Raw genomic sequence first — 14,234 nt, forward strand, 5'->3', positions numbered from 1 at the left:
CGTAACACCCCGTACCGGGCACTGGTACATGGACGTGCAGCGGCGGCTCCGCAGCCACAGGTCACCACAGAGGGTACGACGACCAGCGCAATGATCCAAGCACCGGCCCCCCGGCCCGTCCCCGAAGAACCCGAGGCCACGCGACGTGTCGCAGGCGCCACGGAGAGCAGCCGAGCCAACCGCGGATGGTGGGACCGCAACGCAGACGAGTACCAGAGCGACCACGGGGAGTTCCTCGGCGACGCGGACTTCGTCTGGGGCCCGGAAGGAGCAACCGAGGACGAGCTCCACCTCCTCGGACCCACCGCCGCCCTGAAGGACGCGGCCGTCCTGGAGATCGGCGCCGGCGCCGCCCAGTGCTCCCGCTGGCTCGCCGCGCACGGCGCCCGGCCCGTCGCACTCGACCTCTCCCACCGCCAACTCCAGCACGCCCGCCGCATCGACGACGCACGCGCCGCCGGCTCAACCGGGAGCGGCGCCCCCGCGTTCCCGCTCGTCCAGGCCGACGCCGGCGCACTCCCCTTCGCCGACGCCTCCTTCGACCACGCCTGCTCCGCCTACGGCGCCCTCCCCTTCATCGCCGACACCGCCCACGTCATGCGCGAGGTCCGGCGCGTGCTGCGCCCCGGCGGCCGCTGGGTCTTCTCCGTCACCCACCCCCTCCGCTGGGCCTTCCCCGACGAACCCGGCCCCGAAGGACTCACCGCCACCGCCTCCTACTTCGACCGCACCCCCTACGTCGAACAGGACGAGACCGGGCACGCCGTCTACGTCGAGCACCACCGCACCCTCGGCGACCGCGTCCGCGAACTCAGCACCGCCGGCTTCCGCCTCGTCGACCTCGTCGAACCCGAGTGGCCCGCCTGGAACACCGCGGAATGGGGCGGCTGGTCCCCGCTGCGCGGCCGGCTCCTCCCCGGCACCGCGGTCTTCGTCTGCGTCGCCGCGTGACCCCCCGCCCCGCACGACTGCGGGAGGACGCCCTCGCCGCCCTCCCGGTGCGCACCGCCGTGCCCGCCCTCCACGACGCCCTCGACGGGCACGGCTGCGCCGTGCTCGCCGCCCCTCCCGGCACCGGGAAGACCACCCTCGTCCCGCTCGCCCTCGCCGGGCTCCTCGACGACCGGCCCACCCGGACCGTCATCGTCGCCGAACCCCGCCGCATGGCCGCCAAGGCCGCCGCCCGCCGCATGGCCTGGCTCCTCGGCGAGGAACCGGGCGGCCGCGTCGGCCACACCGTGCGCGGCGACCGCAAGGTCTCCCCGCGCACCGTCGTCGAGGTCGTCACCACCGGCGTCCTCCTCCAGCGGCTCCAGCGCGACCAGGAACTCCCCGGCACCACCACCGTCCTGCTCGACGAGTGCCACGAACGCCACCTCGACGCCGACACGGCCATGGCCTTCCTGCTCGACGTACGCGCCGCGCTCCGCCCCGACCTGCGCGTCGTCGCCGCCTCCGCCACCACCGACGCCGACGCCTGGTCCCGGCTGCTGGGCGGCGCACCCGTCGTCCGGGCCCAGGGACACATGCACCCCGTGGCCGTCACCCACGCGCCCCCGCCCCACGGCATCCGCCCGCCGCACGGCACGCGCGTCGACCCCGCGTTCCTCGACCACGTCGCCGCCACCGTCCGCGCCGCGCTGCGCACCGCGGACGGCGACGTCCTGTGCTTCCTCCCCGGCACCGGCGAGATCGCCCGCGTCGCCCGCCTCCTCGACGGCACCGGCGCCGAGGTCCTCCAACTCCACGGCCAGGCACCCGCCGCCGTCCAGGACGCCGTGCTCCGCGGCGGCGACGGCACCCGCCGCCGCGTCGTCCTGTCCACCTCCGTCGCCGAATCCAGCCTCACCGTCCCCGGCGTACGCGTCGTCGTCGACTCCGGGCTCGCCCGCGAGCCCCGCACCGACCACGCCCGCGGACTCGGCTCCCTGACCACCGTCCGGGCCTCCCTCGCCACCGCCGCCCAGCGCGCGGGACGCGCCGGACGCGAGGCACCCGGCACCGCCTACCGCTGCTGGAACGAGGCCGAGGACACCGGCCGGCCCCGCTTCCCCTCCCCCGAGATCGCCGTCGCCGACCTCACCCCCTTCGCCCTCCAGGCAGCCGCCTGGGGCGACCCCGACGCCACCGGACTCGCCCTCCTCGACCCGCCGCCGCCCGGCGCCCTCGCCGCCGCACACGACGTCCTCACCGCCATCGGCGCCCTCCGCCCCGACGGCCGCACCACCGACCGCGGCAACCGCATGGCCCGCATCGGCCTCCACCCCCGGCTCGCCCGCGCCCTCCTCGACGGCGCCCCCCGCACCGGCACCCGCCGCGCCGCCGACATCGTCGCCCTGCTGTCCGAGCAACCCCCGCGCGACCACGGCGACGACCTCGCCGCCGCCTGGCGCACCGCCCGCCGCGCCCACGACGCCCACGCCGACCGCTGGCGCCGCGAAGCCCGCCGCCTGGCCGCGGCGGCCCCCGAGCACCCCGACACGGCCCTCACCGACGACAGCGCCGCCGGGCTCCTCACCGCACTCGCCTTCCCCGAACGCGTCGCCCGCCGCCGGACCGGCACAGGGACTGGGGCGGGGGCGGGGGCCGGCTCGGGCTCCGGCTACCTGATGGCCTCCGGCACCGCCGCCGACCTCGCCGACGGCACACGCCTGGGCACCCCCCAATGGCTCGCCGTCGCCGTCGCCGACCGCCCCGCCGGCTCCCCCTCCGCCCGCGTACGCCTCGCCGCCGTCATCGACGAGGACACCGCACGCACCGCCGCCGCGCCCCTGCTCACCGAAGCCGACGAGGTCACCTGGACCGACGGCGACGTCACCGCCCACCACGCCGCCCGCCTCGGCGCGATCACCCTCACCACCCGCCCCCTCCCCCGCCCCGACCCGGAACACCTGCGCACCGCGCTCCTCGACGGACTCCGCCGCGAAGGACCCCGCCTGCTCAAGTGGACCCGCGACGCCGACACCCTGCGCCGGCGCCTCGCCTTCCTCCACCGCGAGATCGGCGCCCCCTGGCCCGACGTCTCCGACGAGGCCCTGCTCTCCCGCGCGGAGGAGTGGCTGGCCCCCGAACTCGCCACCGCCCGCCGCCGCGCCGACCTCGCCCGCGTCGACGCCGCCACCACCCTGGGCCGCCTCCTGCCCTGGGCCACCGGCGACGCCGCCCGCCTCGACGAACTCGCCCCGGAACGCCTGGAGATCCCCTCCGGCTCCAAGGTCCGCGTCTCCTACGACGACGACCGCCCCGTCCTCGCCGCCAAGCTCCAGGAGCTCTTCGGCTGGACCACCACCCCCCGCCTCGCCGGCGGCCGCGTCCCCCTCCTCGTCCACCTGCTCTCCCCCGCGGGCCGCCCCGCCGCCGTCACCGCCGACCTCGCCTCCTTCTGGCGCGACGGCTACCGGGCGGTGCGCGCAGAACTCCGCGGCCGCTACCCCAAGCACCCCTGGCCCGAGGACCCCACGACGGCGGTCGCCACCCGGCACACCAAGGCGCGGCTCAATGCTTCGGACCGATGAAGCGGTCCATCAGCGCGACGGCCTCCCGGCGGGCGACGGAGACGTTGCAGGCGCCGGCCTGCCGCCAGGCGACGCCGAGGGCGTCGAGGGTGTCGGTGCACAGCCGCCGGATGTCCTCGGACCGGTTGGTGAAGAAGTAGCGTGGGTACTCGTAGCGCCTGGTCACACCGGCCACGGTCCGCGTGGTCCGGTTCACGACCCGACTCCCGTCGGAATGGATCAGCCCGCGCAGGAAGTCCCAGGGGCACTCGTCCACGACGTCCTGCTGCCAGGGCTCGAGAGCGATCCGGCGCTCGTGTTTCCTGCCGGGTCCGTGCTGGGGGAAGAGGCAGGGCCAGTGGTCGCTGTACGACGTCACCATGGTGCAACCCTGGGAGTGGACGCGGCACACGGAGTTCCCGGGCCGGACGGCCCGGACGGCCTCCTCGCAGGCGTCGATCAGGCCCGGCCAGGCGTCCGCGCAGGCGATGCGCAGGGCGTGACCGCCGCGCGGCTGGGGGCTGATGCAGCCGTCGCCGAGGTAGAGGCCGAGCAGATAGGCGTAGGCGGGCCCCGACGCGCGACCGGTGCACTCGGTGCCGCTCCGTCTGGGTTCGACGCGGGTGCGCCACTCCCGGATGGCCGAACGGGATATTCCGGTCGCCCGGCTCACGGAGTTGAGGCTCCGGCCCTCGGCGAGGAGCGCGAGGGCACGACGGCGGGTTTTCATGTCGTACACGTGCACGACTTTGGCGGGATTCCGGCCACGCGTGGCCGGGAATCCACCGTCTCTCACTCGACCCAGTGAAGATCACCCTGAGTGATAAACGCCTTTAAATTGAAGGCGGAGTACCCCGGGTGGGATTCGAACCCACGCTATATGGTGTTTGAGACCATTGCCTCTACCGCTGGGCTACCGGGGCTTCCTTTGAAGCGAAGGTTAGCGTATACCCTCCGTGTCCTAAACATACCGGAGATAGGTAGGCTCTTGGGGCAGCACCTGCCCTGGAACGAGGAGTCCCGTGAGCGCCGCCGAGCCCGTTGACGAGCAGTCGCACGTACCGCCGCTGACCACCCGCGTGGTGATCGCCGAGGACGAGGCTCTGATCAGGCTGGACCTGAAAGAGATGCTCGAGGAGGAGGGCTACTCCGTGGTCGGCGAGGCGGGGGACGGCGAGACGGCCGTCAAGCTCGCCGAGGAGCTGCGGCCGGACCTGGTCATCCTGGACGTGAAGATGCCGGTGCTGGACGGAATCTCGGCCGCGGAGCGGATCGCCAAGGAGAAGATCGCGCCGGTGCTGATGCTGACCGCCTTCTCGCAGCGCGAGCTGGTGGAGCGGGCCCGGGACGCGGGTGCCATGGCCTACCTGGTGAAGCCGTTCAGCAAGAGCGACGTCGTGCCGGCCATCGAGATGGCGGTGTCGCGGTTCACGGAGCTGCGGGCGCTGGAGGCGGAGGTCGCGGACCTGAGCCTGCGGCTGGAGACGCGGAAGCTGGTGGACCGGGCGAAGAGCGTCCTGCAGTCGAAGTACGGGCTGTCGGAGCCGGCCGCGTTCCGGTGGATCCAGAAGACCTCGATGGACCGCCGCATGACGATGCAGGCGGTGGCGCAGGCCGTGCTGGACGAGGTGGACGGCGCCGCCAAGTAGCGTCGGCCGGGGGCTGGTTCAGGCCGAGTGGTCGGGCCAGTCGCGCCGCGGCAGGGGGATGTCCGCTGAGGGCATCCCTTTGTCGTTGGTGACGGCGAGGTGGTCGACGGCGGCGCCGCGGGGGATGTCGAACCACAGGTCGTACTCGGCGCGGTCGTGGGCGCCGATGTCGATGGTGAGGGGCTGGCGCTTGATCTGCATGGCCTCCCAGTCCATGGCGTGCCGGCTGCCGTCGGCGAGGACGAGCCGGTGGAGGTCGTTGTCGAGGCGGGCGCTGACGGAGTCGTCGACGGTGACGCCGACGCGGATGCGGCAGAGTCGGCCTTTCGCGGGGTGTTCGGCGTGGGTGCCGACGATGACGGCGATGCCGCAGCGCAGGGCGAGGGCGCGGAATTCCAGGTTCCCCGCTGTGACGGCGGATGCGTCGAGGGGGATTTCGAGCTGACGCAGGGGTTGGCCGGTCGTGGGCGGGGAAGGGTGGGGCCATACCGCCGCGGCGGTGAGGGCCGCTACCGTGGCCCCGGCGAGCGCTCCGGCCAGGGCTGTCAGCGCGGGCCTGCGGGCCGCCCTTCGCACAAGGCCGCCAAATCGGATGTTTTTCTGCATCTCTCCCCCGTTGGTCGTCCGGTTACCGGTAAGGACCGTTCTGTTTCCGGCACATGACCGAGGTCACCGTCCGATCACATCTCTTCCTGTGGCCTATCTGAGTGCCTGATCAGCGGATTACATTCCCGCCAACCCGCGTGTTGTTCACGCGGTCGCAATCCGGAGGGCCTACGGCCCGCCGACTCGTAATCTCAATGGGCGGCTCCAGGGGGTCGTAGTGTTCAACAACAAGTTCGTCAAGTTTGCTATCCCGGTGGCAGTTGGCGCTCTCGCGCTCACCGCATGCGGTGGCGGCAAGGACGACAGCGGCAACGGCGGCGGCGGCAAGCCGACGTTCTCCATCGGCTTCCAGGGTCCGCTGTCCGGCGACAACAGCGCGCTGGGCATCAACGAGAACAACGGTCTGAAGCTGGCCGTCGAGGAGGCCAACGCGAAGGGCGACCTGCCCTTCACGCTGAAGGTCGTGGACGGTGACGACCAGGGTCTGCCGGACCAGGCGCCCGCTGCCGCCCAGAAGCTGATCGGTGACACCAGTGTCGTCGCCGTCGTCGGCCCGGCGTTCTCCGGCCCGACGAAGGCCTCGGGTGGCCTGTACGCCCAGGCGCAGCTCGCCGCGGTGTCGCCGTCGGCGACCAACCCGGACCTGACGAGCCAGGGCTTCGCCTCGTTCCTGCGCGGTGCGCCGAACGACAACGAGCAGGGTGCCGGCATGGCCGAGTACCTGTCGAAGAAGGAGAAGGCCAAGAAGGTCTTCGTCATCGACGACAAGAGCGAGTACGGCGTCGGCCTGGCCAAGGTCGCGATCGACAACCTGAAGGCCGCGGGCGTCACCGTGGAGACGGACTCCGTCCCCGCGAAGACCCCGGACTACACCGCCGCCGCCACGAAGGTCGTCAACTCGAAGGCCGACGCGCTGATCTACGCGGGTTACTACGCGGACCTGGCGCCGTTCGCCAAGAAGCTGGCCGACGGCGGCTTCAAGGGCATCGGCATCTCGGGTGACGGCTCGAACGACGCGAAGTTCGTGGAGCTGGCCGGTGCCGCGGCCAACAACTGGTTCCTGACCTGCCCGTGCACCGACGCCACGAAGAACGAGAGCACCAAGGCGTTCACCGACGCGTACACCAAGAAGTTCAACACTCCTCCGGGCACCTACTCGGCCGAGTCGTACGACATCGCGAACCTGGTCATCTCCGAGATGAAGAAGCTCGGCAAGGACGTCACGCGCGACAAGCTCCTGGCGGCCCTGAAGGCCGTCAACTACAAGGGCCTGACCAAGGAGTTCGCCTTCGACGACAAGGGTGAGCTGAAGATCAAGAACGTGTACCTGTACCAGGTCGCCGACGGCAAGATCGGCTACCTGGGTGACGTGGCCACCCTCAGCGCCAGCTGACCCGGCAACCGACACCTGAGGTGGGGGGCGTGGGGCGCGGCGCCGGTTCCGGCCGCCGCCCCGCGCTCCCCATCGCTGTGTCGGACGCGTTTTCGCCGCCCTTCACCGGCTTCAGCAAGGATTCCCACGCACGATGAATCTCTTCCACAACTTCTGGGACTACTTCATCCCAGGCTTGACGACGGGGTCCATGTACGCCGTCATCGCGATCGGGTACACCCTGGTCTACGGCGTGCTCCAGCTCATCAACTTCGCGCACAGCGAGGTCTTCATGATGGGCGGCTTCGGTTCGCTCGTCGTGCTGTCGGAGCTCGCCCCGCAGTCCCCGCACGGGTTCAACTCCGTCGTGTGGGTGATCGTCGGCATGATCGCCGGCGCCCTGGTCGGAGCGCTGACCGCGTTCGGGCTGGAGAAGGCGGCGTACAAGCCGCTGCGCAAGCGGAACGCCCCCAAGCTGGTCTTCCTGATCAGCGCCATCGGCGCGTCGTTCTTCCTGTACAACCTGGCGGGCAAGCTGTGGGGCCGCAACCCCGTGCCGATGCCGGAGCTGTACACCAACGGTGAGGTCTTCAGCGTCTTCGGCACCCCGGTGAAGATCACTCAGCTGATCATCATCGGTTCCGCGGTCGCGATGATGATCGGTCTGGACATGGTGGTCAACCGCACCAAGATGGGTGCGGGCATCCGGGCCGTGGCGCAGGACGCCGAGACCGCGGGTCTGATGGGTGTCGACATCGACAAGATCATCTCCCGTACGTTCATCATCGGCGGTCTGCTGGGTGGCGCGGCCGGCTTCCTCTACGGCTTCGGCATCTCCGGCCAGGTCTGGTTCACGGTGGGCTTCCTGCCGGGCATCAAGGCCTTCGCGGCGGCGGTGCTGGGCGGTATCGGCAACATCCGTGGTGCGATGCTGGGCGGTCTGCTGCTGGGCATCGTCGAGAACCTGAGCTCCCCGCTCTTCGGCACACAGTGGATCGACGTGACCGCGTTCGTGATCCTGATCCTGGTGCTGATGTTCCGTCCGACGGGCATCATGGGTGAGCGTCTGGGGAGGTCGGCATGAGCGACGCGACCGCTTCCGAGTCCTTCTCGGTGGACGTGGCGAAGCTGCGCCGCAAGGCGTGGTACCAGGAGCCCCGTTGGGCCCGCCTGATCGGCATGGTGGTCCTGGGCTTCATCCTCGCGCTGATGACCGGCGAGGACGGCAATCCGGCGGAGAGGCTGTCGGCGTTCACCGGCGCCTTCGAGTCGGCGCGGCTGTGGATCTGCATCGCCATCATGGTGGGCGTGTGGGCGCTGGTGGAGTTCGGTGCCCCGGTGCGCGACGCGGCCCGGCAAGGTGCGCAGGGCGTCGGCAAGTCGCTGGAGCCGACGCGGGCGATGTTCCGCTCCAACGGCTGGCTGCGGCTGGGCGGACTGGTGGTCGTCCTGGTGCTGGCGATCGTCATCCCGGCCAACACCAGCCTGTTCTGGCAGGAGGTCCTCGTCACGCAGATGGGGATCTTCATGATCATCGCGGTCGGCCTGAACGTGGTGGTCGGCTGGGCGGGTCTGCTGGACCTGGGCTTCATCGCCTTCTACGCGATCGGCGCGTACTCCTGCGCCTTCTGGACCGGTCACATGCCGGTGAAGCCGCCGTTCACGGTGGGCGCGCTGGAGTCGATCCCGTTCGCCATCGTCACGTGCCTGATCGCCGGTGTGCTGCTGGGCGCCCCGACGCTGCGGCTGCGCGGTGACTACCTGGCGATCGTGACGCTGGGCTTCCACGAGATCGTGTACCTGGTCGCGAAGAACTCGGACGGCTTCACGAACGGTTCGCGCGGTGTCATCGGCATCCCGCACCCGTCGATCCACATCGGTCCGATCAACTACGACTGGACGCTGGACCCGCTGCCGTACTGGTACCTGCTGCTGTTCTTCCTGGTGGTGCTGATCTTCCTGTACAACCGCCTGGAGCACTCGCGGATCGGCCGCACCTGGACGGCGATCCGGGAGGACGAGGTGGCCGCCTCCGCGACGGGCATCAACACCGTCCGGTACAAGCTGCTGGCGTTCGCGATCGGCGCGTCGACCTCGGGTCTGGCGGGCGTGGTGTACTCCAGCAAGGTCGGCTTCATCAACCCGGAGAACTTCACCATCGTGCTGTCGGTGCTCGCGCTGGCGTACGTGGTGTTCGGCGGCATGGGCTCCATCGCGGGCGTGCTGTTCGGTGCCGCGCTGCTGGTGTGGCTGCCGAACGCGCTGCGTGACCTGGTGCCCGAGCAGGACCGCTTCATCTACCTCGGTGCGCTGCTCGTCATCATGATGATCTTCCGTCCGCAGGGTGTGATCCCCTCCCGCCGCAGGCAGCGCGAGCTGCACATGGCGGAGGCGGGCATCGGTGACGCCGATGCGATGACCGAGCCGACGGGAGGCGTGAAGTCGTGAACGCGGTGGAGGAAGCGGGCGTACAGCCCGCGCAGACCGGCGGGACGGTGCTGCAGGCCCGTGGCGTGACGCTGCGGTTCGGCGGCCTCACCAGCCTCTCGGACGTCAACCTGACCATGCGGCGGGGCGAGATCCTCGCGGTGATCGGCCCGAACGGCGCGGGCAAGACCTCGCTGTTCAACTCCCTGACGGGCGTGTACGTCCCGCAGGAGGGCACGATCACCTTCCACGCGGAGGGTGGTTCCGAGCACAAGCTGCTCGGCGCCAAGCCGTACCTGGTGAACCGTTACGGTGTGGCCCGGACGTACCAGAACATCCGGCTCTTCGCGGCCCTGACGGCGCTGGAGAACGTCAAGATCGCGGCGGAGTCGCGGCAGAAGTCGGGCGCGATCTCGATCATGCTGGGCCTGCCGTGGGCGCGCCGGGACGAGAAGGCCAGCGACGAGCGGGCGCAGGAGCTGCTGTCGTACGTGGGTCTGGCGGGCAAGCACAACGAGCTCGCCGCCGGCCTGTCCTACGGCGACCAGCGGCGTCTGGAGATCGCCCGGGCGCTGGCGACCGACCCGAAGGTGCTGCTGCTCGACGAGCCGGCGGCCGGTACGAACCCGACGGAGAAGCTGGAGCTGGAGCAGCTGATCCGCCGGATCAACCAGGACCTGGGCGTCAGCGTGCTGCTGATCGAGCACGACATGAAGCTCGTGATGTCGGTCGCCGACCGCGTCATGGTGCTGAACTTCGGCAAGGTGATCGCCGAGGGGCTGCCCGAGGAGGTGCAGCGCGATCCCGCGGTGATCGAGGCGTACCTGGGTTCGGCCGACGAGGAGGCCGTGGAGGCCGTCGCGGAGATGGTGGAGATCGTCGAGTCGCACCACGCGGACAATGTTCCCGAAGTCCCCGCGCCGCGTGAGTCCGAGGAGGAGGGCCGATGACCGAGGCCGCCAACTTCGAGAAGGCGACGGCTGGTTCCGCCGCCCAGGCCCCGGCGATGCTGGAGCTGGTCGACCTGCAGGTGTTCTACGGCGCGATCCAGGCGCTGAAGGGCATCAACGTGACGGTCGGGCAGGGCGAGGTCGTGGCCCTGCTGGGCGCGAACGGCGCCGGCAAGACCACCACCCTGCGCACGATCTCCGGTCTGCTGCAGCCCCGCCACGGCGAGGTGCGGCTGGGCGGCCAGCGGATCGACGGCGTTCCCTCGCACAAGGTCGTGGAGCTCGGCATCGGCCAGTCCCCGGAGGGCCGCCGGGTCTTCCCGGTGATGACGGTGCTGGAGAACCTGGAGATGGGCGCGTACCGGTTCAAGGGCGTCTCCAAGGACGACCTGGACCGGGTGCTGACCCTCTTCCCGCGCCTGGCGGAGCGGCGTACGCAGCTGGCGGGCACCCTGTCCGGCGGTGAGCAGCAGATGCTGGCCATCGGCCGGGCACTGATGGGCCGTCCGAACCTGCTGCTGCTCGACGAGCCGTCGATGGGTCTGGCGCCGCTGATCGTCCAGCAGATCTTCGAGATCATCAAGGAGATCAACGACCAGGGCACCACGGTGCTGCTGGTGGAGCAGAACGCCTCCCAGGCGCTGCAGTTGGCCGACCGCGGCTATGTGCTGGAGACGGGTGCGATCGTCATGGAGGACGACGCCTCGGCCCTGCTGTCCGACCCGCGCGTGCGTGCCGCCTACCTCGGTGAGGGCGCGGCGTAACGTCCGGCATCCCGCGGCGCGTCATACGGCAAGGCGAACGGCCCCCGGAGCATTCCGGGGGCCGTTCGCCTTGTGCGTGCCGTCCGTGCCGTCCGTGCCGGACGTCAGGAGGAGACGGCGCCGGGTGTGGCCGGGGTGGCCGGGCGCAGCATGCAGGTGAGGCGGGCGGAGCAGACGCGGCGTTCCTGCTCGTCGCTGATGACGATCTCGTACGTCGCGGAGGAGCGGCCGCGGTGGACGGGGGTGGCGACCCCGGTCACCCGGCCGGAGCGCAGGCCGCGGTGGTGGGTGCAGTTGAGGTCGACCCCGACGGCGATCTTGCCGGGGCCGCCGTGCAGCATGGCGCCGATGGACCCGATGGTCTCCGCCAGGACGGCGGAGGCGCCGCCATGGAGGAGCCCGTAGGGCTGGGTGTTCCCCTCGACGGGCATGATGCCCACGACACGCTCCGCGGTCGCCTCGACGATCTCGATGCCCATGCGGGAGCCGAGGTCGCCGGCGGAGAAGAGCGCCACCAGGTCGACGCCGAGTCCGGCGTACTGCTCGATGACCTCCGGGGAGAAAAGGCTGGTGGTGGTCTGCTCGCCCATGGACGGTGGCTCCGATCGTCGTCGTTCGGTGTACTGGCCCGTTTTCTACCGGACGGTCAGTGGGGACCGCCGACCGGGGTCGTCGGTTCCAGCCGTACGACGACGGACTTGGACGCGGGGGTGTTGCTGGTGTCGGCGGTGTGGTCGAGGGGGACCAGCACGTTCGTCTCCGGGTAGTAGGCGGCGGCGCAGCCGCGGGCCGTCGGGTAGTGGACCACCCGGAAGCCCGCGGCGCGGCGTTCCGTGCCGTCCGTCCACTCGCTGACGAGGTCGGTGTAGGCGCCGTCGGCGAAGCCGAGGGCGGCGGCGTCCTCGGGGTGGACCAGGACGACGCGGCGGCCGCCCTTGATGCCGCGGTAGCGGTCGTCGAGGCCGTAGATGGTGGTGTTGTACTGGTCGTGCGAGCGCAGCGTCTGCAGCAGCAGCCGGCCCTCGGGCACGTGCGGGTACTCCAGGGGCTCGGCGGTGAAGTTGGCCAGCCCCGTGGCGGTGGGGAAGCTGCGGGAGTCGCGCGGGGCGTGCGGGAGGGTGAAGCCGCCGGGGCGGCGCACCTTGGCGTTGAAGTCGTCGAAGCCGGGGACCACGCGGGATATGCGGTCGCGGATCCGGTCGTAGTCGGCCTCGAGCTCCTCCCACGGCACACGGCTGTCCGGGCCGAGGACGGCGCGGGCGAGGCGGCAGACGATGGCCGGCTCCGACAGCAGCAGGGGGCTCGCGGGCTCCAGGCCGCCGCGGGAGGCGTGCACCATGCCCATGGAGTCCTCGACGGTGACGAACTGCTCGCCGGCCGTCTGGACGTCCTTCTCGGTGCGGCCCAGGGTGGGCAGGATCAGGGCGCGGGCGCCGGTGACCACGTGGGAGCGGTTGAGCTTGGTGGACACGTGCACGGTGAGGCGGGCGCGGCGCATGGCGGCCTCGGTGACGTCCGTGTCGGGTGAGGCGGCGACGAAGTTGCCGCCCATGGCGAAGAAGACCTTGGCGTCGCCGTCGCGCAGGGCGCGTATGGCGGCGACGGTGTCCAGGCCGTGCTCGCGGGGCGGGGCGAAGCCGAACTCCTTCTCCAGGGCGTCGAGGAAGGCGGGTGCGGGCTTCTCGTAGATGCCCATGGTGCGGTCGCCCTGGACGTTGCTGTGGCCGCGCACGGGGCACACGCCGGCGCCGGGGCGGCCGATGTTGCCGCGCAGGAGGAGGAAGTTGACGACCTCCTTGATGGTGGGCACGGAGTGCTTGTGCTGGGTGAGGCCCATGGCCCAGCAGACGATGACGCTCCGGGCGTCGAGCACCATGGCGAGCAGCCGGTCGATGTCGGACTGCGGCAGCCCGGTGGCGCGCAGCACCTCGTCGGGGTCGGTGGCGCGGGCGGCGGCGGCGCACGCCTCGAAGCCGTGGGTGTGGCCAGCGATGAAGGCCTGGTCGAGCACGGTTCCGGGCGCCCGGTCCTCGGCCTCCAGGAGGGCCTTGTTGAGGGCTCGGAAGAGGGCCTGGTCGCCGCCGAGCCGGATCTGCAGGAAGAGGTCGGCGAGCGGGGTGCCGCCGCCGGCCAGGCCCTTGGGGGTCTGCGGGTTCTTGAAGCGCTGCAGGCCGGCCTCGGGGAGCGGGTTGACGGTGACGATCTTCGCGCCGCCCGCCTTCGCCTTCTCCAGGGCGGAGAGCATGCGGGGGTGGTTGGTGCCGGGGTTCTGCCCGGCGACGATGATCAGGTCGGCGCGGTGGAGGTCGTCCAGCAGGACGCTGCCCTTGCCGACGCCTATGGTCTCGGCGAGCGCGGAGCCGGACGACTCGTGGCACATGTTGGAGCAGTCGGGCAGGTTGTTGGTGCCGAACTCGCGGGCGAAGAGCTGGTAGAGGAAGGCGGCCTCGTTGCTGGTGCGGCCCGAGGTGTAGAAGAGGGCCTCGTCGGGGCCGGTCAGCCGGTGCAGCTCGTCGGCGACGATCTCGAAGGCGCGCTCCCAGGGGACGGGCTCGTAGTGGTCGGCGCCGTCGGGCAGGTACATGGGCTGGGTGAGGCGGCCCTGCTGGCCCAGCCAGTAGCCGCTGCGCCGGGCGAGGTCGGCGACGGGGTGCGCGGCGAAGAAGTCCGGGGTGACCCGGCGCAGGGTGGCCTCCTCGGCGACGGCCTTGGCCCCGTTCTCGCAGAACTCGGCGGTGTGCCGGTGCTCCGGCTCGGGCCAGGCGCAGCCGGGGCAGTCGAAGCCGTCCTTCTGGTTGACCCTGAGGAGGGTGAGCGCGGTCCGCCGCACTCCCATCTGCTGCTGCGCGATGCGGAGCGTGTGCCCGACCGCCGGGAGCCCGGCAGCGGCGTGCTGCGGGGCGCTGACCTCGGGTGCGTCCTGGACGGGGTCGCCTACGGGTGCTTTGCCTGCCATGCCTTCGATCCTGCCA

Annotated in this window: 12 protein-coding genes and 1 tRNA gene; 8 read left to right on the forward strand and 5 right to left on the reverse strand. The window is 71.2% G+C overall.

All coding sequences use genetic code 11. The features are described from left to right. Positions 1-90 precede the first annotated feature (90 nt). Together ABZ479_RS02210 and hrpB are read left to right on the forward strand one after the other, a co-directional pair. Positions 91-951, forward strand: a complete 861-nt coding sequence (locus tag ABZ479_RS02210) for a class I SAM-dependent methyltransferase (protein WP_500459422.1) — start codon at positions 91-93, stop codon at positions 949-951. Beyond that, a complete protein-coding gene (gene hrpB, locus ABZ479_RS02215) occupies positions 879-3,515 on the forward strand; it encodes an ATP-dependent helicase HrpB (protein ID WP_500459423.1) in 2,637 nt (878 codons plus the stop codon). The genes ABZ479_RS02210 and hrpB overlap by 73 nt, the downstream gene beginning before the upstream one ends. On the opposite strand, the gene ABZ479_RS02220 is transcribed toward hrpB, so the two are convergent. Next, positions 3,496-4,233 carry a helix-turn-helix domain-containing protein gene (locus ABZ479_RS02220; protein ID WP_500459424.1) on the reverse strand — a complete coding sequence of 246 codons (738 nt, stop codon included), beginning with the start codon at positions 4,231-4,233 and terminating at the stop codon, positions 3,496-3,498. The genes hrpB and ABZ479_RS02220 overlap by 20 nt on opposite strands. Positions 4,234-4,344: 111 nt before the next feature. Then, positions 4,345-4,417, reverse strand: a tRNA-Leu gene (locus tag ABZ479_RS02225). A 99-nt stretch (positions 4,418-4,516) separates the two neighbouring features. Here ABZ479_RS02225 and ABZ479_RS02230 point away from each other — a divergent pair. Then, positions 4,517-5,143 carry an ANTAR domain-containing response regulator gene (locus ABZ479_RS02230; RefSeq protein WP_500459425.1) on the forward strand — a complete coding sequence of 209 codons (627 nt, stop codon included), beginning with the start codon at positions 4,517-4,519 and terminating at the stop codon, positions 5,141-5,143. Between the two features lie 18 nt (positions 5,144-5,161). Here the strand turns inward: ABZ479_RS02230 and ABZ479_RS02235 are convergent, their stop codons facing one another. Next, positions 5,162-5,749: a hypothetical protein gene (locus tag ABZ479_RS02235; protein WP_500459426.1), complete on the reverse strand. Its 588-nt coding sequence runs from the start codon at positions 5,747-5,749 to the stop codon at positions 5,162-5,164. Positions 5,750-6,002: 253 nt separating this feature from the next. Between ABZ479_RS02235 and ABZ479_RS02240 the strand changes: the two genes are divergently transcribed. The 5 genes from ABZ479_RS02240 (at position 6,003) to ABZ479_RS02260 (ending at position 11,262) form a co-directional block, all read left to right on the forward strand. Next, the gene (locus ABZ479_RS02240; protein ID WP_500459427.1) at positions 6,003-7,142 is read left to right on the forward strand and encodes a branched-chain amino acid ABC transporter substrate-binding protein; all 1,140 of its coding nucleotides are present in this window, start codon (positions 6,003-6,005) and stop codon (positions 7,140-7,142) included. 133 nt (positions 7,143-7,275) lie between these two features. Further along, complete coding sequence (locus tag ABZ479_RS02245; protein WP_499606072.1) at positions 7,276-8,205, forward strand: branched-chain amino acid ABC transporter permease; 930 nt, start codon at positions 7,276-7,278, stop codon at positions 8,203-8,205. Further along, positions 8,202-9,569, forward strand: coding sequence for a branched-chain amino acid ABC transporter permease (locus tag ABZ479_RS02250; protein ID WP_500459428.1), 1,368 nt, complete (start codon positions 8,202-8,204; stop codon positions 9,567-9,569). Before ABZ479_RS02245 ends, ABZ479_RS02250 begins: the two co-directional genes overlap by 4 nt. Then, entirely contained in the window at positions 9,566-10,498 is a 933-nt protein-coding gene (locus tag ABZ479_RS02255) for an ABC transporter ATP-binding protein (protein ID WP_500459429.1), read from the forward strand. The genes ABZ479_RS02250 and ABZ479_RS02255 overlap by 4 nt, the downstream gene beginning before the upstream one ends. Beyond that, the gene (locus tag ABZ479_RS02260) at positions 10,495-11,262 is read left to right on the forward strand and encodes an ABC transporter ATP-binding protein (RefSeq protein ID WP_500459430.1); all 768 of its coding nucleotides are present in this window, start codon (positions 10,495-10,497) and stop codon (positions 11,260-11,262) included. The genes ABZ479_RS02255 and ABZ479_RS02260 overlap by 4 nt, the downstream gene beginning before the upstream one ends. Positions 11,263-11,366: 104 nt before the next feature. Here ABZ479_RS02260 and ABZ479_RS02265 read toward each other — a convergent pair whose 3' ends face one another. Then, positions 11,367-11,852 carry a PaaI family thioesterase gene (locus ABZ479_RS02265; protein ID WP_500459431.1) on the reverse strand — a complete coding sequence of 162 codons (486 nt, stop codon included), beginning with the start codon at positions 11,850-11,852 and terminating at the stop codon, positions 11,367-11,369. 56 nt (positions 11,853-11,908) lie between these two features. Then, positions 11,909-14,218, reverse strand: a complete 2,310-nt coding sequence (locus ABZ479_RS02270; RefSeq protein WP_500459432.1) for an FdhF/YdeP family oxidoreductase — start codon at positions 14,216-14,218, stop codon at positions 11,909-11,911. Between the last annotated feature and the right edge of the window lie 16 nt (positions 14,219-14,234).

The sequence above is a fragment of the Streptomyces sp. NPDC005722 genome, from assembly GCF_040630935.1.
Lineage (GTDB): Bacteria > Actinomycetota > Actinomycetes > Streptomycetales > Streptomycetaceae > Actinacidiphila.

Coding starts and splice junctions, on each gene's coding strand:
- ABZ479_RS02210 (WP_500459422.1), top strand. CDS start 91: ATGATCCAAGCACCGGCCCCCCGGCCCGTCCCCGAAGAACCCGAGGCC.
- hrpB (WP_500459423.1), top strand. CDS start 879: ATGGGGCGGCTGGTCCCCGCTGCGCGGCCGGCTCCTCCCCGGCACCGC.
- ABZ479_RS02235 (WP_500459426.1), bottom strand. CDS start 5,749: ATGCAGAAAAACATCCGATTTGGCGGCCTTGTGCGAAGGGCGGCCCGC.
- ABZ479_RS02245 (WP_499606072.1), top strand. CDS start 7,276: ATGAATCTCTTCCACAACTTCTGGGACTACTTCATCCCAGGCTTGACG.
- ABZ479_RS02250 (WP_500459428.1), top strand. CDS start 8,202: ATGAGCGACGCGACCGCTTCCGAGTCCTTCTCGGTGGACGTGGCGAAG.
- ABZ479_RS02260 (WP_500459430.1), top strand. CDS start 10,495: ATGACCGAGGCCGCCAACTTCGAGAAGGCGACGGCTGGTTCCGCCGCC.
- ABZ479_RS02265 (WP_500459431.1), bottom strand. CDS start 11,852: ATGGGCGAGCAGACCACCACCAGCCTTTTCTCCCCGGAGGTCATCGAG.
- ABZ479_RS02270 (WP_500459432.1), bottom strand. CDS start 14,218: ATGGCAGGCAAAGCACCCGTAGGCGACCCCGTCCAGGACGCACCCGAG.